A 20,242-nucleotide genomic window follows, 5' to 3' on the forward strand; every position below is an offset into this window, starting at 1 on the left:
CCGCCCCGCCGCGCCCGGCGTCCGGCCGGCCCAGCAGCTCCCGGCCCGGCGGCCGCGGCGGCTCGGGCGGCGGCGGCCGGGGCCCCCGCGCCGAGACCGTGCAGCAGCGGCTGCCGCGGCTGTTCACCGTGCGCGCGCTGGTGATGTTCGTGGTGCTGTCGATCGCGTTCGTCCTGGTCTTCCCGACGCTGCGGCAGTACCTCGACCAGCAGGTCCGGCTCGAGCAGCTGCGCGCCGAGGTGGCCGCCGCCGAGCAGGACAACGAGGACCTGCAGGCCGAGCTCGACCGGTGGTCCGACCCCGCGTACGTCGAGGCGCAGGCCCGCGAGCGGCTCGCCTTCGTCATGCCGGGGGAGCGCGCGCTGCGCGTCGCCGACCCCGAGGTCGTGCCCGACGACACCGCGACCGACCCGGCCGCGACCACCCCGGGGACCGTCGAGTCCGACGACCCGACGCGCCCCTGGTACGCCCAGCTGTGGGACTCCGTGCAGGTGGCGGGGGCCGCGGGCACGGGCCCGACCGGCACCGGGACCGACGGGTCCGCGGGCACCGGCACGACGGGGGACAATGGGACCGCGCCGGACGGCACCGGGACCGAGGGGTCCGACGGGGAGCCGACGGCGCCGCCCCCCTGACGCCGACCGCCCGAGGACCGCTCGTGACCGACCTGCCCACCACCCCGGCGCCCGCGCTGCCCGACCCGGCCGAGGTGCCGCGCGCCCGGCACGACGCGCGAGAGGTGACCGAGGCGGACCTCGTCGTGCTCCGCGAGCAGCTCGGCCGGCCGGCCCGCGGCGTCGTCGGCGTCGCCGCCCGGTGCGCCTGCGGTCGGCCGCTCGTCGTCCGCACCGCGCCGCGGCTCGACGACGGCACGCCGTTCCCGACCACGTACTACCTGACGTGCCCGCCCGCCGTCGGCGCGGTCAGCACCCTCGAGGCCACCGGCCTGATGAAGGAGCTCACCGCCCGCGTGCAGTCCGAGCCGGAGCTCGCCGCGGCGTACCGGCGCGCGCACGAGGCGTACCTCGCCGACCGCGCCGAGCTCGGCGACGTGCCGGAGATCGCGGGCATCTCGGCCGGCGGCATGCCGACCCGGGTGAAGTGCCTGCACGTCGTCGTCGGGCACGCGCTCGCCGCCGGTCCGGGCGTCAACCCGGTCGGGGACGACGTGCTGCTGCGGCTGCGCGACGTGTGGCGCCCGGACCGCTGCACCTGCTGACGCCGGGCGGCCGGGTCCGCCGCGGCGCGCGGCCCGCGCCCGGGATGGGATGATCGGACGCGTGACGCGTGTGGCTGCCATCGACTGCGGGACCAACTCCATCCGGCTCCTGGTGGCCGACGTCGACGCGGAGGCGGGGACCCTCACGGACCTCGACCGGCGCATGGAGGTCGTCCGGCTCGGCCAGGGCGTCGACCGCACCGGCCGCATCGCCCCCGAGGCCATGGCCCGCACCCTCGACGCCACCCGCCGCTACGCGGACGTCTGCCGCGACCTCGGCGTCGAGGCCGTCCGGTTCGTGGCCACCAGCGCCTCCCGCGACGCCGAGAACCGGGACGAGTTCGTCGCCGGCGTCCGCGAGGCCCTGGGCGTCGAGCCCGAGGTCATCGGCGGCGTCGAGGAGGCCGCGCTGTCGTTCCGCGGCGCGACCGGCGTGCTGGGTGCGACCCACGACGGCCCGTTCCTCGTCGTCGACCTGGGCGGCGGCTCGACCGAGGTCGTGCTGGGCGAGCGGGAGCCCGAGGCCGCGTACTCGATGGACGTCGGCTGCGTCCGGATCACCGAGCGGCACCTGCTGGCCGACCCGCCGACCGCCGAGCAGGTCGCCGCCGCCGAGGCCGACGTGCGCGCCGCGCTCGACGTCGCCGCGCAGCACGTCCCGCTGGGTCGGACCGCCACCCTCGTGGGCCTCGCCGGCTCCGTGACGACGATCACCGCGCACGCGCTGCGGCTGCCCGCCTACGACCGGGACGCCATCGACGGCGCCGTCCTCGCGGTCGACGACGTGGTCGCCGCCTGCGACGACCTGCTCGCCCGCGACCACGACGCCCGGTCGTCGCTGGGCTTCATGCACCCGGGCCGGGTCGACGTCATCGGCGCCGGCGCGCTGGTGTGGCGGGCGGTCGTCGAGCGCGTGCGGTCCGAGGTCGAGGCGTCCGGCGGCGCGCTGACGGAGGTCGTCACCTCGGAGCACGACATCCTCGACGGCATCGCCTGGAGCGTCGCCGAGCGCACGGCCACCACCCGGGCCTGACCCGCGCTCCCGCGCGCCCGCGCTCTCGCGCCGAGATCGGTGCTTCGCGCCGAGATCGGTGCCTGCAAGCACCGATCTCGAGCCGAACCACCGATCTCGACGGCGTGCGGCGTGACGACTCCCGCTCTCCTGCGCCGAGGTAGGACCGTCGCGCCGAGATAGGGCCGTGCACGGCCCTATCTCGGCGCGGAGGTCCTATCTCGGCGAGCGGGGGAGCAGGCGAGCGGGCGACACGCCCGTGGTCCCGGTAACGAACTTCGCCCGGTACTGCGCAATCTGTACTACCGTGGCTCCTGCGGGAGCCGAGGAGGGTCGGCTCCCGCACCAGACGGCGGGTGCCGCGGCCGACAGGGGGCCGACCGCGGCGCCCGCCCCGCACCTGCGGCGCGCCGGGCCACCCGGCGTCCGCGCCAGGGAGGCCCCGGGTGGACACGACCCAGCTGCTCAAAGGAGTGCTCGACGTGGCGGTGCTCGCCGTCGTCGCCGAGGAGGACGGGTACGGCTACGACGTCGTCCGGCGGCTGCGCGCCGCGGGGCTGGCCGAGGTCGGCGACGCGTCCGTGTACGGCACGCTCCGCCGGCTCTACTCCCAGGGCGCGCTGACGTCCTACGTGGTGCCCAGCGACGAGGGGCCGCACCGCAAGTACTACGGGATCAACGCGCAGGGCCGGGCGATGCTCGCCGCCCAGCGCAAGGACTGGCGTGAGTTCGCGGGGACCATGACCCGCCTGCTCGACGGGGAGGTGGCGGCGTGAGCGGGACCCAGGCCGAGGCGGGCCGCGCGGCCGCGCCCGCGACGGTGGCGGAGTATGCCGCGCGGGTGCGTCAGCACCTGGCGGGGATGCCGGCCGAGCAGGTGGACGACCTGACCGACGGGCTCGAGGCGGACCTCGCGGACGCGCTCGCGGACGAGGTCGCCCCGGCCGGGGCCCGCGGGGACCTCATCGCGCTGTTCGGGCCGCCCGCCGACTACGCCCGCGAGCTGCGCGTCGCCGCGGGGCTGCCCGAGCCGGAGCCGGTGCCTGGGCGCCGGGGACTCCGGGCCCGGCTCCGCGGGATGCGCGCGGACGTCCGCGGCGCCGCGCTGCGCACCACCGCCGGGATGCGCCGGCAGCCGTGGTGGCCCGGGCTCCGCGACTTCGGGCTCGCGGTCCGCCCGCTGTGGTGGGTGCTGCGCGCCTGGGTGGTCTACCAGCTGCTGCTCCAGCTGGCGGGCGGGCGGTACGGGTACGGCGGCGGCAAGGGTGGCTGGGTCCCGGCCGACCTGCCGACCTGGGTGCTGCTGACCGGGCTCGTCGTGGTGAGCGTGCAGTGGGGCCGCGGGCTGTGGCTGCCGCGGTCCGGCCGGTGGCTGCCCGCCGCGGCCGGTGCGCTCGCCGTCGTGCTCCTGATCCCGGCCGTGATCTGGGCGGGCAACGGCGCGGTGCGCTGGCAGACCCGGTACGACACCGCGTACGTGGAGCAGCCGTCCGACGGCATCCCGCGCGAGGACGGCGTGTGGGTCGACGGGATGCAGGTGAGCAACCTGTTCGTCTACGACGCGGACGGCAACCCGCTGTCCGACGTCCAGGTGTACGACGACCGCGGTCGTCCGGTGCGCACGACGACGGACGAGGGCTGGTCCGCCTGGTCGCTGCCGGGCGTGACCGAGGACTGGAACTTCCTGCCCGCCACGGACGAGGACGGCCGCACGCGGTGGAACGTCTACCCGCTGCTCGGGGCCCCGAACGCCGACTTCGACTGGGACCGCCTCGGCGTCGACGAGTCCGCGCAGGACCCGGTCGACGTCCTCACCACGGAGCCGCGCGTCCCGCCGCGCCCGTTCGCCAAGGCGCCCGCGGTCGTCGACCGCCGCGCGGCGGAGGAGCCCGCGGCCGGGCCGTCCGCGGGGCCGTCCGCGGGACCATCGGCGGAGCCCTCGGCCGCCCCGTCGGCCGACTCCGCCGCCGACGCCGAGACCGCCGCCACCACCGCGCAGTCCAGCACCCGGGACGGAGGTCCCGGCGGCGCCACCGCCGCGGCCCAGGAGAACGCCGCCACGGCCGCCCCCTGACCGGCGGCGACGCCGGAACCCGGGACCTTGTGCCCAGAATCACGTGGCCCCGGTTCGCCTCCGGGAAGTCATGGGACGTACCGTTGGACCTATGTCTGAGTCCACCGCCACGACCCTGGCGCCGCAGTCCGGGAGCACCTCCCGCAAGGTGCCGCGCATCGTCATCCTCGGCGGCGGGTCCGTGGGGCTGTACTCGGCCCGCCGGCTCCGTCGTCGCCTGGGCAACCGGGAGGCCGCGATCGTCGTGGTCGACCCGCGCCCGTACATGACCTACGCCCCGTTCCTGCCCGAGGCCGCCGCCGGCTCGATCGACGCGCGCTACGTCGTCGCGCCGCACCGCCGCGCGCTCAAGGGCATCGACGCGCTGCAGGGCAAGGTCTCCGAGATCAAGCACGCCGAGCGCAAGGTCCAGATCACGCCCGAGGAGGGCGACCCGTACTGGATCACCTACGACCACCTGATCGTGGGCCTCGGCTCGGTCGCCCGCACGCTGCCCATCCCGGGCCTCGCGGAGCAGGCGATCGGCTTCAAGAACGTCGAGGAGGCCATCGCCGTCCGCAACCACGTCCTGGGCCGGATCGACCGCGCGTCGTCCACCTGGGACCCGGAGCTGCGCCGCCGGATGCTGACCTTCACCTTCGTCGGCGGCGGGTTCGCCGGCGTCGAGGCGATCGCCGAGGTCGAGGACATGGCGCGCGACGCGGTCAAGCACTACCCGTCGCTGAGCGCCGACGACCTCCGCTTCGTGCTGGTCGAGGGCTCGCGCCGCATCCTCCCCGAGGTCTCCGAGGAGCTCGGCGGCTACACCCTCGAGCAGCTGCGCAAGCGCGGCATCGAGGTGTACCTCTCCACGTTCCTCAACTCCTGCGTCGACGGCCACGTGGTCCTCTCGGACAAGACCGAGTTCGACTCCGAGACCATCGTGTGGACCGCGGGCGTCAAGGCGAACCCGGTCCTGCAGAACTCGGACCTGCCGCTCGACAAGATGGGCCGCGTCACCACGCTCGCGACCCTGCAGATCGCCGACGCCGACGGCCACGTCGTCCCGGACGCCTACGCGGCCGGCGACTGCGCCGCGGTGCCGGACCTGTACAACCCGGGCTCGTTCTGCCCGCCCAATGCCCAGCACGCGATCCGCGAGGCGACCCACCTGGCGGACAACCTGGCCCGCGTCCTGCGCAGCGCCGAGCCGACCGACTACAAGCACAAGAACATCGGTGCGGTCGCGTCGCTCGGCATGTACAAGGGCGTCGCCCAGTTCCTGGGCAAGATCAAGGTCCGCGGCTTCTTCGCCTGGGTGCTGCACCGCTCGTACCACGTGATGGCGATGCCGACGCTGAACCGCAAGATCGCGATCATGTCCGGCTGGACCGCGAACCTGCTGTGGCGGCGCGAGACGGTCGCCCTCGGCTCGATCCACGACCCGCGCGCCGAGTTCCGCGCCGCGTCCGTGCCGCCGAAGCCGAAGCCCGAGGCCGTGCCCGCCGCCCCGGCCAAGGACGAGGACCACGCCGCGGTCCCCGGCGCCGAGGTGAAGCCCTCGGGCGCCGGCAAGGCCGACGACACCTCGCCCGCCGACGGCTCGCCCGCCGAGGTCAAGCCGACCGCCAAGGCCTGACGCGCGGTCCGCAGCAACCGGAGCCCGTCCACCCCGCGAGGGTGGGCGGGCTCCGTCGTGCTGGCAGGATGGGCGCGGCCCCCGTAGCCCAACCGGCAGAGGCAGCCGGCTTAAACCCGGCACAGTGCGGGTTCGAACCCCGCCGGGGGCACCTCTCCGTCCGCCGGTCACGCCCGGCCGCCGTGGCGGGCGTCGGCGGAAAACCCGGCGACACCGCGCCGCCCCCTCGGGAATCATCGCGAGCGTCTGGGACGTTGGTCCCGACGTGCGCCTCCCTCGGGCGTCCGCCGGCCCCGCCGCGGACCCGCTCGCGCGCACCTCACCGCCGACCCCACCCGCGAGGGAGACCTATGACCACCCACGACGACACCGCCCTGCGCGACCGCGCGCCGGGCGACGGCGCCGGGCCGGCCGCCACGACCGCCGCGCCCGCCCCCGCGGCGTCCGCGCCCGTCCGGCTCGCGCCCGGCGACCGCACCCTCATCGGCCTGCTGCTCGTCGCCGGCTTCACCGTGATCCTCAACGAGACGGCCATGGGCGTGGCCCTGCCGGTCCTCATGCAGGAGATGGGCGTCACCGCGGCGACCGGCCAGTGGCTCACCACCGGCTTCATGCTCACGATGGCGGTCGTCATCCCGGCGACCGGCTGGATCATGAGCCGGTTCCGGCTGCGCCCGATCTTCGTCACCGCGATGTCGCTGTTCGTCGCGGGCACCGCGCTCGCCGCCGCGGCCCCCGGCTTCGGTGCGCTGCTCGCCGGCCGCGTCGTGCAGGCGAGCGGCACCGCGGTGATGCTCCCGCTGCTCATGACGACCGCGCTCACCCTGGTCCCGCCGAGCATCCGCGGGCGCACCATGGGCACCATCTCGATCGTCATCTCGGTGGCCCCGGCCATCGGCCCGACGATCTCCGGCCTCGTGCTGTCCCAGCTGTCCTGGCGGTGGATCTTCCTCGTCATGCTGCCGATCGCCGTCATCGCCCTCGCGCTCGGCGCGTGGAAGGTCCGGGACGTCACCGAGCCGTCCGACCACCGCCTCGACGTGCTGTCCCTGCTGATGTCGGCCGTCGGCTTCGGCGCGCTGATCTTCGGCCTGTCCAGCATCGGCGAGTCCGCCGGCGGCCACACGGTCGTCGCGCCGTGGATCCCGATCGCGGTCGGCGTGCTCGCGCTCGCCGCGTTCGCGCTGCGCCAGATCCGGCTGCAGGGCACGCACGACGGCCCCCTGATGGACCTGCGGGTGTTCACCCGGCGCTCGTACACCGTGTCCGCGCTGGTGCTGATCGTCGGCTTCATGGCGATGTTCGGCGCCCTGATCGTGCTGCCGATCTTCCTGCAGGACGTCCTGGCGCTGGGGACGCTGGAGACCGGCCTGCTGCTGCTCCCCGGCGGCCTCGTGATGGGCGCGCTGTCCCCGCTGGTCGGCCGGCTGTTCGACCGGTTCGGGCCGCGCCCGCTGGTGACGCCGGGCGTGCTCGCGCTGAGCGTCGCCCTGTGGCTGCTGTCCACCCTGCACCCGGGCACCCCGGCGGGGGCGGTCGTCGCGGTGCACACGCTGCTCAGCATCGGGCTGGCGTTCATGATCACGCCGCTGTTCACGTCGGCGCTCGGCTCGCTGCCGCGCGACCTGTACGGGCACGGCAGCGCGATCGTGAACACCCTGCAGCAGCTCGCCGGCGCCGCGGGCACCGCCCTGTTCATCACGGTGCTGTCCACGACGACGGCCGCGCGGCTGGAGGCGGGCGCCGACGTGCTCACCGCCACCGCGGCGGGCGTGCGCGGGGCGTTCCTGTGGGGCGGCGTCGTGGCGCTGGTCGCGCTCGTCGCCTCGCTGCTGGTCCGGCGGCCGCCCGCCGACGCCGAGGCGCCGGTCGCGATGCACTGACGCGGCGCCGCCGACTCGACGGCCCGGGTCCCTCGCGCGGGGACCCGGGCCGTCGTCGTCCGGCTAGCGGTACCCGTCCCAGACGGGCGAGGGGTAGAGGACGCGCTCGAACTTCGCCCACTCGGTCCCCAGGTCGACCGCCGGGCGGCGGAACGACCGGATCTGCAGCCCGTCCATCGCCTCGATCGTCATCTCGACCAGGTCGCGCAGGCCATCGAACGGGCCCACCTCGGGCGGCAGCCGCCACGAGAAGCCGCGGTAGAACCCCCAGACCTGGTCGGGCCGGTCGAGGAAGTACGGGTGCGCGGGGTGCTCGGGCGACGACGCCTCGACCCCGAGGACGGTGTACAGCCGCAGCAGCTCCGGGCGCGCCGCGTTGAAGGCGACGAGGAACCGGAAGTACCCCGGCATCGAGATCCCGTCCGGGTGCGTGGCGGCCGGGTCGCCGGTCGCCACGTAGTCGTCGGGCGTCCCGCGCCGGTCGTACAGCTGCGAGACGACCAGCTCCAGCAGGCCCTCCTTGGAGCCCACGTGGTGCAGCAGGCCCGCCTGGGTGAGCCCGACCTCCTGCGCCACGTCGGCGAGCGCCATGCCGGTGAACCCGTTCCGGGCGATCAGCCGGGTCGCGGCCTCGAGGATCTGCGCCTGGCGCTGCTCGGGGGTCAGGCGGACCCGGCGGCGCACCGCCGGCGGGTCCTGCTGCTGCGTCGTCACGTCTCCTGCTTCCGTCCGGGCGGTCCTCGCGCACGACCCTAGCCGTGCGCGAGGACCCCCTGGGTCGAGGTCAGGACTCCAGGACCACCAGGTCCCAGGCCGCGATCACCAGCTCCTCGCCCGCGGCGACGGCCGCGCCGTCCGCCAGCACCGAGCGGCCGGCCACCGGCGCCGCGACCGTCACCGGGTCCGCCGAGTAGTTGAGCAGGTAGGTGACCGCGTTCCCCGCGGCGTTCGTGCCGCGGCGGACCGACGCGGTGCCGGCCAGGTCCTGCGCCCAGTCCGCGATCCCCGCGTCCCGGACCGCCAGCGTGAGCGCGGCGCGGAGCAGCTCCGGCGACGTCATGGTGCCCAGGTGCAGGGACGACCCGTCGCCGACCCGGTTCCGGGTGATCGCCGCGTACGGGCCCCAGGCCGGGTGGTCGTACGACGCCAGCACCTCGGCTCCCCGCGGGTTCAGCAGCTCGAGGAACGCCTGCGCCCCGGCCGCCGCGCCCTCGGTCGCGCCCGGCACCGCGGCGAGGTCGCCGTGCAGCGCGAGGCCGACGCCGTCGCCGGGCACCGTGTACTGGTTGTAGCTCACGCCCGTGACCTCGGTGAGCCCGTGCGGCGCGGTGTCGTGCCACACCTGCACGTACTCGTCCGCGACGGCGGTGCGGAACGTCGTCACCAGGTGGCCGCCGCCGCGCACGTACGCGTCCAGCCGGTCGATCGTCGCCTGCGGGGCCGCGTAGAGCACCGGCGCCACCAGGAGGTCGTACCGGGCGAGGTCCTCGTCGTCGACCGACACGAAGTCGACCTCGACGTTCAGGTCGAACAGCGCGTCGTACACCCAGCGCAGCACGTCGTTGTAGCCGATCGACGAGCCGAACACGCCGTCGATGAACCCGACCTCGATCGTGAACCACTTCAGCGCGGTCAGCGCCTCGTTGCTCACCATGATCGCCGCGCGGTTGTGCTTGCGCAGGTGGATGAGCGACGAGCCGACCCGCTGCGCCTCGCGGCCGAAGACGCCGGCCTCCTCGTACGTCGGGTTGCTCTGCAGGTCGTGCGACAGCAGACCGCGCCAGTAGGTCTCGAAGGAGTGGTGGATCGAGTGCCAGTGCCAGTACATGAGGCCGTCGGCCCCGCTGGCCAGGTGGCTGTACGCCTGCAGCCGCAGCTGGCCGGGGTAGGGGAGCCAGCCGAGCTGGCCCTGCGCCTGCGTCTCCAGCACCAGGTAGTTCGCGCCGCCCTTGATCGAGCGGGTCATGTCGCCGCCGAACGCGATCTCCTTGCCCGTGAGCCGGGACTGGGTCGGGTGGTAGATGTCCACGCCCGCGATGTCGACGGTCGGCGCCGCCTTGAAGTGGTCGACGGCCGGCTGCAGGCCGTACGACCAGCCCGGCGTCCAGTCGAAGTCGAAGTTCTGCGTGACCCACTGGTCCTCCCGGGCGTACTCGCGCACGATCCCGGCCTGCCAGCCCAGGAACTCCTCGACCAGCCGGCGGCGGAACTTGTCGAACTCGGCGCCCAGCGAGCCGTTGATCGTGCCGCGGACGTCCGGGAAGTCCTCCCAGGCGTCCACCCGGTTCGACCAGTAGTCCAGGCCGAACGCCGCGTTCAGGGCGTCCAGGTCGCCGCCGAACTCCTCGCGGAGGTACTTCACGAACCGGCGCTGCACCGCGGGGCCGGCGGTCTCGTGGTACTTGGTCTCGTTGTCGATCTGGAACCCGATGACGCCGGGGCGGTGCGCGGTGCGCTCCATGAGCCGCCGGATGACCCGCTCGGCGTGGAACAGGTACGTCGGGTTCGTGATGTCCATGATCTGCCGCGCGCCGTACCGGCCCTCGCCGGCCCGCGTGGTCGCGAGCACGTCCGGGTGCGACTGCACCAGCCACGCCGGCACCGCGTACGTCGGGGTCCCGACGATCACGTGGATCCCCGCCGCCTCGAACGCGTCCAGCGCGCGGTCGACGTGCGTGAAGTCGAAGACGCCGGGCTGCGGCTCGAGCGTGCTCCACGTCGACTCGGCGATGCGGACGACCGTGATGCCGGCCGCCTTCATCATCTCGACGTCCGTCTCGATCCGGTCCGTCGGCATGTACTCGTCGTAGTACGCCGCACCGAACAGGAGCTCGTCCACCGGTTCACCCTTCGTCGCGCGAAGCCGGGCACCTGCACGCGGCGCGGGGTCCGGCCGGTCCGCCGTCGGACCGGTCGCCACTCTACCTACCAGTTGGTAGGTAAGACCAAGCGCGCTGGTGATGGGCGCGGAGCCCGGGGTCGGGGAGCGCCCCAGATGCCGGGGCGCCCGGCTCGGCAGAGGATCGAGGTCCCGGCCGTGCAGCCACGTCGCGGCGGGCGCGGCCCACGAGGCCGCCCGGAGGAGGGAACCCAGCATGCGCGCAGTCGTCTACCGCGGTCCGCAGCAGGTCGAGGTCGTCGAGGTCCCCGACGCCCGGATCGAGCAGCCCACCGACGTGCTCGTCCGGATCACCACCACCAACATCTGCGGGTCCGACCTGCACATGTACGAGGGGCGCACCACCGTCGAGGAGGGCAAGGTCCTCGGCCACGAGAACATGGGCGTCGTCGAGGAGGTGGGACCCGCCGTCACCCGCATCCAGGTCGGCGACCGGGTCAGCGTGCCGTTCAACATCGCGTGCGGCACCTGTCGCAACTGCCTGCAGGGCTGGACGTCGTTCTGCCTGCGCACCAACCCGATCGAGGGGATGGCGGGTGCGGCCTACGGCTACGCCAACATGGGCCCGTACGACGGCGGCCAGGCGGAGTACCTGCGCGTCCCGTACGGCGACGTGAACCTGCTCGAGCTCCCGGAGGGCACCGAGCACGAGAACGACTTCACGATGCTCAGCGACATCTTCCCGACCGGCTGGCACGGCACCGAGCTGGCCCGGATGCAGCCCGGCGACGACGTCGCGGTGTTCGGCGCCGGGCCCGTCGGGCTGATGGCCGCGCACAGCGCGCTGATCCGGGGCGCGTCGCGGGTGTTCGTCGTCGACAAGGAGCCCGACCGGCTGCGGCTCGCGGAGAGCATCGGCGCGATCGGCGTCGACTTCTCGGCCGGCGACCCGGTCGAGCAGATCATGGACGCGACGAAGGGCCGCGGCACCGACTGCGGCGTCGAGGCCGTCGGCTACCAGGCGCACGACCCGTCCGGGGACGAGCACCCCGAGCTGGTCCTCGACAACCTCGTCGCCACGGTGCGCGCGACCGGGGGCATCGGCGTGGTCGGCGTCTACATGCCCGAGGACCCGGGCGCCGCGGACGAGGGAGCGAAGCAGGGCCGGATCGGCTTCGACTACGGCACCTTCTTCACCAAGGGCCAGCACATGGGCACGGGCCAGGCGCCCGTCATGCGGTACAACCGCCAGCTGCGCGACCTGATCGTCGCCGGGCGGGCGACGCCGTCGTTCATCGTGTCCCACGAGCTGCCGCTCGACCAGGCCGCCGAGGGCTACCGCCGGTTCGACGACCGCGAGGACGGCTGGACCAAGGTGCTGCTGCGCCCCGGCCAGGCCGCCTGACCGGCGCATCCGGTGCCGCGGCCCGGGGTGCCAGCCGCCCGGGTGGCGCCCCCGGCCGAGCGGGCGGACACTGACGGCCTGTGCAGCGCCGCGCAGCGCGCTCCCACCACGTCAGGACCGCACCATGGCCACCCGAGGGTCCGACGAGGTCGTGCGGGTCGACGCCGACGCCTCGTTGGACGCGCTGATCCACACCCTGACGCGCCACGCCGCCCGCACGCTGGGCGTCGAGGCCTCCGCCTGCTCCGCCGCGACGGTCCGGGGCTGCGACCGGTGGCTGTCGGCCGCCTCCGTCGCGGTGGCCCGGTGCGACTCCGTGCAGGACCGGCACCGGCTCGGCCCGCGGTACCTGGTCCGGTCGACCGGGGCCCCGGTGACCGTCCCGGACGTCGCCGCCGACGACCGCTGGCCGGTGTGGAGCCACGCCTGCCGGGTGCAGGGCTTCCGCTCGGCGCTCGTCGTGCCGGGCACGTACGGGCACGTCACCGTGCACCTGTCCCTCTACTCGCCGGGGACGCCGGACTGGTCCGAGGTGACGCCGCGCGCGCTCGGGCTGGCGCACGGCATCGCGGCCGTCGTCGCCGCCCGGGACGAGATCATCGAGCTCGCGCAGACGATGGACGACCTGCTCGCCGGCAGCCGGTCGCGGGTCGTGCTCGACCGCGCGGTCGGGGTCGTCATGGCCCAGCGCGGCTGCGACGCGTCCGAGGCGCTGGCGCACCTCAGGTCCCTGTCCGCGACCGGGGACCCGCGCGAGGTGGCCGCGGCGCTGGTCGCGGGGGCGATCGGGGTCGGCGGTCCGTCCGGCGGCCCCGGCCCGGGCGAGCCGGCGGCGGGCCTCGTCGGCCAGCGGGACGAGCCCGCGCCGCGCGGCGGCGCCGGGTCGGCCGCGGGGGAGCCGACCGTCGGCGGGCACGTCGTGGACGCCCCTGGGACCGGGCGCCCGGCGTCGGTCGGCTGACCGGCCCCGGCGGGCTCGGTACAGTCCGGGCGTGCCCACCCCGCCCGACGACGCGACCGCGCCCCGCGCCCCCGTGCACCTCGACGGCGGCGACCTCGGCTGCGCCCGGCTCCTCGTGCTGCTGCGGGCCCGCGCCCGGGAGCTGCCGGGCGGCACCGTCGTGCACCTGACGACGTCGGACCCGGTGGCGCCGATCGACCTGCCGGCGTGGTGCCGGATGACCGGCCACCGCTACCTCGGGCCGGTGCCGGACGGGCCGCCGCCCGCGACCTACGCGATCGAGGTCGCCTCGGACGCGCGCCCCACGGACCCGGACCGCCCCTGGCACGTGGCCCCGGGCGCCTGAGCCCTCAGTCCAGCCCCGCGGCCGCCTCGGCGTCCTCGATCCCGCGCAGCCAGTCGCGCTTGCCCGCGCGCCAGCCCTCGTCGTCCGCCCCGAGCCGCCAGTAGCCGGAGATCGACAGGTCGGTCTTGCCGAGCCCGCGCTCGACGCGCAGGTAGCGCCGCAGCTCGCGCACGGAGCCCGCCTCGCCGTGCACGAACGCGTGCACCCGGCCGACCGGCCATGGCAGGGCGCGGACGGCCTCGACGAGCCGCGCGCCCGGCGCGGCGTCGCCGCTGTGCACCCAGTGCAGGGCGATGCCGTCGGGGACGTGCAGGGCCTGCTCCTCGGCCTGGTCGTGCATCTCGAGGACCGCGTGCCCGGAGGCCGCGCCCCCGAGCCGCTCGAGCGCGACGGCGATGGCGGGCAGCGCCGAGGCGTCGCCGGCGAGCAGGTGGTGGTCGGCGGTGAGGTCGGGGGAGTAGCCGCCGCCCGGGCCCACCACGACGACCTCGTCGCCGGGTGCGGCGGTGGCGGCCCAGGGGCCGGCGATGCCGTCGGCGCCGTGCACGACCAGGTCGATCGTCAGGGTGAGCTCGAGGTCGTCGAACCCGCGGACGGTGTAGGTGCGCATCCGGGGCTGGTGCTCCGGCGGCAGGGCCGCGCGGGCGGCCTCCATGTCGACGCGGCCGTCGGGGGTGGTCCAGGCGGCGAGCACGTCGGCGCCCGAGGTGGTCGCGCCGACGCCCGGCAGGAACACCAGCTTGACGTAGGAGTCCGCGTGCGGGGACGGCGCGAAGCCGGCGACGCCGGGGCCGCCGAGGGTGATCCGGACCATCGCCGGGCTGAGGTGCTCGGCGCGCACGACGGTGGCGCGCAGGGCGGTCCGCGGCGGGCGGCGCGGGGTGGTCACGGGCTCGGTCGAGGTCACGCGGGGAGCACCTTCCAGTGGTTCGAGGTGCCGGACGGGTCGGCGTGCGGGGACGTGCGGCCCGGGGGCGTGACCGGCGCGTCGGGTCGAGCGTAGGTGGTCGGCAGCGGCGCGTCACGCGGGGGCGGGGCGCGTCTCACCGGCTGCCGTGCGCGCGTCCCCAGGTGTCGACGTCGGCGTTGAGCCGGGTGAGCAGCCGCGCGAGGTCGGCCCGGTCGTCGGCGGACCAGTGGTCGAGGACCTCGCCGTACAGCCGTGCGCGGACGTCGCGGGTGCGCTCCAGCGCCGCGAGCCCCTCCTCGGTGGGCCGGACGAGCGTGACCCGCCCGTCGCTGGCGTCGGCGGCGCGCACGACCTGGCCGGCCTGCTCCATCGCGAGCACCTGCCGGGTGACGGTGGACGGGTCGAGCCGCAGGGCGTCCGCGATGGCGTTCACGCTCGTGGGCCCCTCCTCGGCGAGGACGCCCAGGACGAGGTACGCGGAGCGCTCGATCTCCCCGCGGGCGCGGGCGCCGGCGCGGCGGGTCCGGTCGGACAGGCGCAGCAGCATGGCCACCTGGGCCTCGATCGTGCGCAGGGAGTCGTCCGGCTGCATGGTCACCTCGTCCTCGGGTCGGCCCGGGAAGTCTGCCACGTCCCGCCGGGCGATAAGCCTGTATAGTACAGACATACCCGACGACGACTTCCTGAGGACACGCATGCCCAGTCGGCACCCCGAACCGAACAAGACCGCCATCTACGCCACGGCCCTGACCGCGTTCTTCGCGATCGCCGGGATCGCCGTGGTCGACCCGATCCTCCCGGTGATCGGCGAGGAGATCGGCGCCTCCACCTGGCAGATCGAGCTGCTGTTCACCGCGTACCTGGTCGTGATGGCGGTGGGCATGATCCCCGCGGTCATCGCGACCGGCCGGTACGGGTACCGCAAGGTGCTCGCGACCGGCGTCACGGTCGTCGCGGCGGCCGCGGTGCTCGCCGCCCTGTCCGGCAACATCCTCGAGCTCGCCGTGCTCCGCGGCCTGTGGGGCCTGGGCAACGCGATGTTCTTCGCGACCGCGATGGTGCTGCTGGTCGCGCTGGCCACCGACCGCGAGTGGGTGGTCGAGCTGTTCGAGACCTGCGTCGGCCTCGGCTTCGCGGTCGGCCCGCTGATCGGCGGCCTGCTCGGCCAGATCTCCTGGCGGGTGCCGTTCGCCGCGTGCGGCGTGTTCATGCTGATCGCGCTGGGCATGTCGATCACCAGGCTCCGCGACCCGCAGGACCCGCCGACCGCGCTGACCCTGCGGGACGTGTGGCAGCCGTTCCGCCGCCCGGCGTTCCGCACGCTCTGCGTCGTCACCGCCGCGTACAACTTCGTGTTCTTCGTGGTGCTCGGCTACACCCCGGTGTTCCTCGGCCTGGACGTGATCCCGCTCGGCCTGGTGTTCACCGCGTGGGGCATCGGCCTGGCGGTCGGCATCCTGGTGGTCGGCCACCGGCTCGCGCACCGGATCGGCGCGGTGGCGACGGTCGGTGTGGCGATCGGCGGCCTGCTGATCGCGCTCGTGCTGCTCGCCACGAGCGCCGGGACCGCCGAGTCGGTCGTGGTGCTGGTGCTGGCCGGCGTCTGCATGGGCATCGCGAACGCGAACCTCACCGACCTGGCGCTCGGGCTCGGCGGTGCGGAGCGCCGCACCACGACCGCGGCGTTCAACCTGGTCCGCTGGGGCTTCGCGGCCCCCGCGCCGGTGATCGCCGGCCTGCTGCACCCGGTCAGCGCGACGGCCCCGTACTGGGTGGGCGCGGCGGTGCTGCTGATCGGCGTGGTGGCGTTCGCCTGGAAGGGCCGCGCGATGGCCGCGGCCGTCGGCGAGCGGCTGACCTTCCGGCAGTGGGATGGCGCGGCGCGCGCCGTCGAGGGCACGCCCGAGGAGGCGCTGGGCGAGGCCTGAGCCCCGCCGGTGCCGCAGCGGTGGGCCGGCGCGGGAACCACCCGGCCGGCCCACCCGTTCACCCCACGACCGCGCGCACGGCCACGACGGCCGGGCTGCGCGGTCGTGCCGTGCCCGGACCGCCCCCGCGGGCCCGGGCGCGCACGCCAGCCCTGAGACCGGCCCGCCCCGGCCGCACCACCCGTGGAGCACGCATGTCCCGCCTGACCCGGCTCTCCCTCGCCAACCGCGCGGTGATCGCCCTGATCACCGCCGCGATCGCGGTGTTCGGCCTGGTGAGCCTCGGCTCGCTGAAGCAGGAGCTCATCCCGTCGCTGCAGATCCCGACGGTGGCGGTCGTGGCCGTGTCGCCCGGGTCCTCGCCCGACCTGGTCGAGCAGCAGGTGACCGAGCCGGTCGAGGCGGCGCTCGCGGGCGTCGCGGGGGTCGAGGAGATCTCGTCGACCGCGTCGTCCGGGATCTCCACGACCACGGTGATGCTCGAGTACGGCACCGACACCGGCGACGCGGCCCAGGACGTGCAGCGGGCGCTGTCCGCCGCGTCGTCCTCGCTGCCGGACGGCGTGGACCCCCAGGTGATCACGGGGTCGATCGACGACCTGCCGGTGGTGCAGCTCGCGGTGAGCGGCGGGGCGGCCGACGACGGCGCGGACCTCGACCCGGCGTTCGTGGCCACGCTCAACGACCAGGTGCTGCCGCGGCTGCAGGAGGTCGAGGGCGTCCGGGACGTCACGCTGACCGGCACGGCCCAGCAGCTGGTCACCGTGGACCTGGACCTGGCGGCGGCCACGGCGGCGGGCGTGTCCCCGGCCGCGGTCAGCACGCTGCTGCAGGACTACGGCGTGGCGCTGCCCGCGGGCACGGTCGACGAGGGGGACCGCACGCTCCAGGTGCAGGTCGGCGCACCGCTGACCTCGGTGGACGAGCTGCGCGCGCTGCCGCTGGCCACGCCGGCCGGCGCGACGGTCGCGCTCGGTGACGTCGCGACGGTCGCGGAGGGCACCGAGGAGCCGACGTCGTACTCGCGGCTGGACGGCAGCCCGGCGCTCGGCATCGCGATCACGAAGACGCCGGACGGCAACACGGTCGAGGTGTCGCACGGCGTGACCGAGGCGCTGGACGACCTGTCCGGCGTGCTCGGCGAGGGCCAGGTCGCCGTCGTGTTCGACCAGGCGCCGTTCATCGAGGAGTCGATCCACGGCCTCGCGACGGAGGGCGGCCTCGGCCTGCTGTTCGCCGTGGTGGTGATCCTGGTGTTCCTGGCCTCGGTCGCCTCGACGCTGGTGTCGGCCATCTCGATCCCGCTGTCCCTGCTGGTGACGTTCATCGGCCTGCAGGTCAGCGGCTACTCGCTCAACATCCTCACGCTCGGCGCGATGACGGTGGCGATCGGCCGCGTGGTCGACGACTCGATCGTGGTCATCGAGAACATCAAGCGGCACCTGTCCTACGGCGAGCGGAAGCAGACCGCCATCCTCACGGCGGTCCGCGAGGTCGCCGGCGCCATCACCGCCTCGACCATCACGACGGTCGCGGTGTTCCTGCCGATCGGCCTGGTCGGCGGCATGGTCGGCGAGCTGTTCCGGCCCTTCGCCCTGACCGTGGCGATCGCGATGACCGCCTCGCTGCTGGTCGCGCTCACGATCGTCCCGGTGCTCGCGTACTGGTTCCTCCGCCCGGCGAAGGGCGGCGCCGCCGACCGCGAGGCGGTCGAGGCGCGCGAGCGGAACGGGCGGATGCAGCGCGGCTACCTGGCGACGCTCCGCACGGCGGTGGCGCACCCGGTGTGGACGATCGGCCTCGCGGTGGCGGTGTTCGGCGGCACGCTGGCGCTGGTGCCGCGGCTGGAGACGAACTTCCTCGACTCGACCGGCCAGGACACCGTCTCGGTGACGCAGACGTTCCCGGCGGGGACGTCGCTCGCGGCCCAGGACGACGCGGCGCGCGACGTGGAGCAGCAGCTCGGCGACCTGGCCGGCGTGGCGACGGTGCAGACGACGGTCGGCTCGGCCGGCGGCGCCGCGGCGTTCTTCGGCGGCGGCGGCGCGCCCTCGGCGAGCTACGCCCTGACCCTCGACCCGGACGCGGACCCCGAGCAGGTGCAGGACGCGATCCGCGCGGACGTCGCCGCGGCCGACGGCACCGAGCTGACGGTGGCCGGCGGCGACGCCGCGTACGGCAGCTCGACGGTCGACGTGGTGGTCCAGGCGGCCGACACCGGCACGCTCGCGGACCTGGCGGCGCAGGTCGAGGACGTGGTGCGCGGCACCGAGGGCACGGCGGACGTGACGAACGACCTCGCCGCCGAGCAGCCGACGGTGCGGGTGGACGTGGACCGCGCGGCGGTCGCCGCGGCCGGGCTCACCGAGACCCAGGTGGCCGGCGCGCTCGCGGGGACGCTCAGCCCGCAGGCCGTCGGGCAGGTCGACCTCGGCACCGGCCCGGTCGACGTGGTGGTCCGCACGGGCACGGCACCGGCGACGGTCGACGAGCTGCGCGCGCTGGTGCTGCCGTCGGCGGCGGGCGTCGTCCCGCTGTCCGCGGTGGCGACGGTCGACGTGGTGGACGTGCCGACCTCGGTGACCCGGATCGACGGTCAGCGCGCCGCGACGGTGTCGGCGACGCCCGCGGGCCAGGACCTCGGGACGCTGACCGCGGCGCTGCAGACCGCGGTCGACGGGATCGACGTGCCGGACGGGGCGTCGGTGACGATCGGCGGCGTGTCCGCGGACCAGGCCGACGCGTTCGCCGACCTCGGGCTCGCGCTGCTCATCGCGATCGCGATCGTCTACGTGGTGATGGTGGCGACGTTCCGCTCGCTGCGGCAGCCGGTCGTCCTGCTGGTGTCCGTGCCGTTCGCCGCCACCGGCGCGCTGCTCGGCCTGCTCGCGACGTCGACCGCGCTCGGCGTACCGGCGCTGATCGGCGTGCTCATGCTGATCGGCGTCGTGGTCACGAACGCGATCGTGCTGATCGACCTGGTCAATCAGTACCGCCGCGACGGGCTCGGCCTGGACGAGGCCGTGGTGGAGGGTGCGCGGCACCGGCTGCGGCCGATCGTCATGACGGCCGCGGCGACGATCTTCGCGCTGACCCCCATGGCGTTCGGGCTGACGGGCGGCGGGGTCTTCATCTCGCGCCCGCTGGCGATCGTGGTGATCGGCGGCCTGCTCAGCTCGACGCTGCTGACCCTGGTGCTCGTGCCGGTGCTGTACACGCTGACCGAGCGGCGCGGGGAGCGGAAGCGGCTCGTGCGCGCGGAGGCCGAGGCGGCCGCCGGCGAGCGCCGTGCCCCCGCCGACGGGGGCGTCCCGGAGCAGGGCGGCCGGCACGCCGTCGCGCCCGCCGGGGCGTCAGCGCCCGACGAGGCCTGACTCGTAGGCGAACACCACCGCCTGCACCCGGTCCCGCACCCCGAGCTTCGCGAGGATCCGCCCCACGTGGGTCTTCACGGTGGCCTCGGACAGGAACAGCCGTTCGGCGACCTCGGCGTTGGACAGCCCCTCGGCGACGGCGAGCAGCACCTCGCGCTCGCGCTGCGTGAGGTCGTCCGCCCGGGCGTCGCCGCGCGGCGACGGGGCGGCCTGCTCGCCCGGCAGCTCCTCGGCGAACAGCTCGAGCATGCGCCGGGTCACCCGCGGGGAGACGACGGCGTCGCCGGTGGCGACGGCGCGGATGGCGGCCGTGAGCTCGGCCGGCCGGGCGTCCTTGAGCAGGAAGCCGCTCGCGCCGGCGCGCAGCGCGGCGAACGCGTACTCGTCCAGGTCGAACGTGGTGAGGATGAGCACCCGGGACCGGGAGCCGGCGGCGACGATCCGCTCGGTGGCTTCGATCCCGTTGGTGCCGGGCATCCGGACGTCCATCAGCACGACGTCGGGGTCGAGCGCGGCGATCTGCCGCAGCGCCTCCGCGCCGTCGCCGGCCTCGCCGACGACGGTGAGGTCGTCCTCGTCGTCGAGCACGAGGCGGAAGCCCATGCGCAGCAGGGGCTGGTCGTCCACCAGCAGGACGCGGATCGGCGCGGCGGCCGCGCCGTCCTCGGTCGTG

17 protein-coding genes and 1 tRNA gene are annotated in these 20,242 nt (G+C 75.1%); 13 read left to right on the top strand and 5 right to left on the bottom strand.

Translation table 11 applies throughout. From position 1 onward, the window contains the following. From J5O08_RS15075 to J5O08_RS15110, 8 genes are all read left to right on the top strand, one after another. Nucleotides 1–635: septum formation initiator family protein (locus J5O08_RS15075; protein WP_255589992.1), on the top strand; the 635-nt coding region annotated here is incomplete at its 5' end. Nucleotides 636–691: 56 nt separating this feature from the next. Beyond that, entirely contained in the window at nt 692–1,219 is a 528-nt protein-coding gene (locus tag J5O08_RS15080) for a DUF501 domain-containing protein (RefSeq protein WP_255589994.1), read from the top strand. A 61-nt stretch (nt 1,220–1,280) separates the two neighbouring features. Further along, nucleotides 1,281–2,252: a Ppx/GppA phosphatase family protein gene (locus J5O08_RS15085; protein ID WP_308281647.1), complete on the top strand. Its 972-nt coding sequence runs from the start codon at nt 1,281–1,283 to the stop codon at nt 2,250–2,252. Between the two features lie 425 nt (nt 2,253–2,677). After that, complete coding sequence (locus J5O08_RS15090; protein WP_147795776.1) at nt 2,678–3,007, top strand: PadR family transcriptional regulator; 330 nt, start codon at nt 2,678–2,680, stop codon at nt 3,005–3,007. Next, the gene (locus tag J5O08_RS15095; RefSeq protein WP_218707698.1) at nt 3,004–4,305 is read left to right on the top strand and encodes a hypothetical protein; all 1,302 of its coding nucleotides are present in this window, start codon (nt 3,004–3,006) and stop codon (nt 4,303–4,305) included. Before J5O08_RS15090 ends, J5O08_RS15095 begins: the two co-directional genes overlap by 4 nt. A 91-nt stretch (nt 4,306–4,396) precedes the next feature. Next, a complete protein-coding gene (locus J5O08_RS15100) occupies nt 4,397–5,923 on the top strand; it encodes an NAD(P)/FAD-dependent oxidoreductase (protein WP_218707699.1) in 1,527 nt (508 codons plus the stop codon). A 77-nt stretch (nt 5,924–6,000) separates the two neighbouring features. Then, a tRNA-Leu gene (locus J5O08_RS15105) sits at nt 6,001–6,074 on the top strand. Nucleotides 6,075–6,273: 199 nt separating this feature from the next. Beyond that, the gene (locus J5O08_RS15110) at nt 6,274–7,806 is read left to right on the top strand and encodes an MDR family MFS transporter (protein WP_218707700.1); all 1,533 of its coding nucleotides are present in this window, start codon (nt 6,274–6,276) and stop codon (nt 7,804–7,806) included. Nucleotides 7,807–7,869: 63 nt separating this feature from the next. Here J5O08_RS15110 and J5O08_RS15115 read toward each other — a convergent pair whose 3' ends face one another. Together J5O08_RS15115 and J5O08_RS15120 are read right to left on the bottom strand one after the other, a co-directional pair. Further along, a complete protein-coding gene (locus tag J5O08_RS15115) occupies nt 7,870–8,520 on the bottom strand; it encodes a helix-turn-helix domain-containing protein (protein ID WP_308161088.1) in 651 nt (216 codons plus the stop codon). A 70-nt stretch (nt 8,521–8,590) separates the two neighbouring features. Beyond that, complete coding sequence (locus J5O08_RS15120) at nt 8,591–10,645, bottom strand: beta-galactosidase (protein WP_308281648.1); 2,055 nt, start codon at nt 10,643–10,645, stop codon at nt 8,591–8,593. Between the two features lie 256 nt (nt 10,646–10,901). Here J5O08_RS15120 and J5O08_RS15125 point away from each other — a divergent pair, with 256 nt between their 5' ends. The 3 genes from J5O08_RS15125 to J5O08_RS15135 all read left to right on the top strand — a co-directional run bounded on the left by J5O08_RS15125 (nt 10,902) and on the right by J5O08_RS15135 (nt 13,357). Beyond that, nucleotides 10,902–12,050 (top strand): glutathione-independent formaldehyde dehydrogenase, encoded by a 1,149-nt coding sequence (locus J5O08_RS15125; protein WP_218707701.1) that lies wholly within the window; start codon nt 10,902–10,904, stop codon nt 12,048–12,050. A 124-nt stretch (nt 12,051–12,174) separates the two neighbouring features. Beyond that, a complete protein-coding gene (locus tag J5O08_RS15130) occupies nt 12,175–13,011 on the top strand; it encodes a GAF and ANTAR domain-containing protein (RefSeq protein ID WP_218707703.1) in 837 nt (278 codons plus the stop codon). A gap of 31 nt (nt 13,012–13,042) precedes the next feature. Continuing rightward, the gene (locus tag J5O08_RS15135) at nt 13,043–13,357 is read left to right on the top strand and encodes a sulfurtransferase TusA family protein (RefSeq protein WP_218707704.1); all 315 of its coding nucleotides are present in this window, start codon (nt 13,043–13,045) and stop codon (nt 13,355–13,357) included. Between the two features lie 4 nt (nt 13,358–13,361). Here the strand turns inward: J5O08_RS15135 and J5O08_RS15140 are convergent, their stop codons facing one another. Further along, complete coding sequence (locus tag J5O08_RS15140; RefSeq protein WP_308281649.1) at nt 13,362–14,264, bottom strand: siderophore-interacting protein; 903 nt, start codon at nt 14,262–14,264, stop codon at nt 13,362–13,364. A 136-nt stretch (nt 14,265–14,400) separates the two neighbouring features. After that, nucleotides 14,401–14,898 carry a MarR family transcriptional regulator gene (locus tag J5O08_RS15145; protein ID WP_308281650.1) on the bottom strand — a complete coding sequence of 166 codons (498 nt, stop codon included), beginning with the start codon at nt 14,896–14,898 and terminating at the stop codon, nt 14,401–14,403. A 64-nt stretch (nt 14,899–14,962) separates the two neighbouring features. On the opposite strand from J5O08_RS15145, the gene J5O08_RS15150 reads away from it, so the two are divergent. Then, complete coding sequence (locus J5O08_RS15150; RefSeq protein WP_218707705.1) at nt 14,963–16,195, top strand: MFS transporter; 1,233 nt, start codon at nt 14,963–14,965, stop codon at nt 16,193–16,195. A gap of 194 nt (nt 16,196–16,389) precedes the next feature. Beyond that, a complete protein-coding gene (locus J5O08_RS15155; RefSeq protein WP_218707706.1) occupies nt 16,390–19,569 on the top strand; it encodes an efflux RND transporter permease subunit in 3,180 nt (1,059 codons plus the stop codon). Here the strand turns inward: J5O08_RS15155 and J5O08_RS15160 are convergent. Further along, nucleotides 19,549–20,172: a response regulator transcription factor gene (locus J5O08_RS15160; protein WP_218707730.1), complete on the bottom strand. Its 624-nt coding sequence runs from the start codon at nt 20,170–20,172 to the stop codon at nt 19,549–19,551. The two genes, J5O08_RS15155 and J5O08_RS15160, sit on opposite strands and share 21 nt — an antisense overlap. Nucleotides 20,173–20,242 lie beyond the last annotated feature (70 nt).

Source organism: Cellulomonas sp. PS-H5 (genome assembly GCF_019265565.1).
Taxonomy (GTDB): domain Bacteria; phylum Actinomycetota; class Actinomycetes; order Actinomycetales; family Cellulomonadaceae; genus Cellulomonas.

Excerpts from the sequence above, each read along its gene's own strand:
- J5O08_RS15130 (WP_218707703.1), top strand. The coding sequence starts at position 12,175 with ATGGCCACCCGAGGGTCCGACGAGGTCGTGCGGGTCGACGCCGACGCC.
- J5O08_RS15110 (WP_218707700.1), top strand. The coding sequence starts at position 6,274 with ATGACCACCCACGACGACACCGCCCTGCGCGACCGCGCGCCGGGCGAC.
- J5O08_RS15160 (WP_218707730.1), bottom strand. The coding sequence starts at position 20,172 with ATGGGCTTCCGCCTCGTGCTCGACGACGAGGACGACCTCACCGTCGTC.
- J5O08_RS15155 (WP_218707706.1), top strand. The coding sequence starts at position 16,390 with ATGTCCCGCCTGACCCGGCTCTCCCTCGCCAACCGCGCGGTGATCGCC.
- J5O08_RS15150 (WP_218707705.1), top strand. The coding sequence starts at position 14,963 with ATGCCCAGTCGGCACCCCGAACCGAACAAGACCGCCATCTACGCCACG.
- J5O08_RS15125 (WP_218707701.1), top strand. The coding sequence starts at position 10,902 with ATGCGCGCAGTCGTCTACCGCGGTCCGCAGCAGGTCGAGGTCGTCGAG.
- J5O08_RS15100 (WP_218707699.1), top strand. The coding sequence starts at position 4,397 with ATGTCTGAGTCCACCGCCACGACCCTGGCGCCGCAGTCCGGGAGCACC.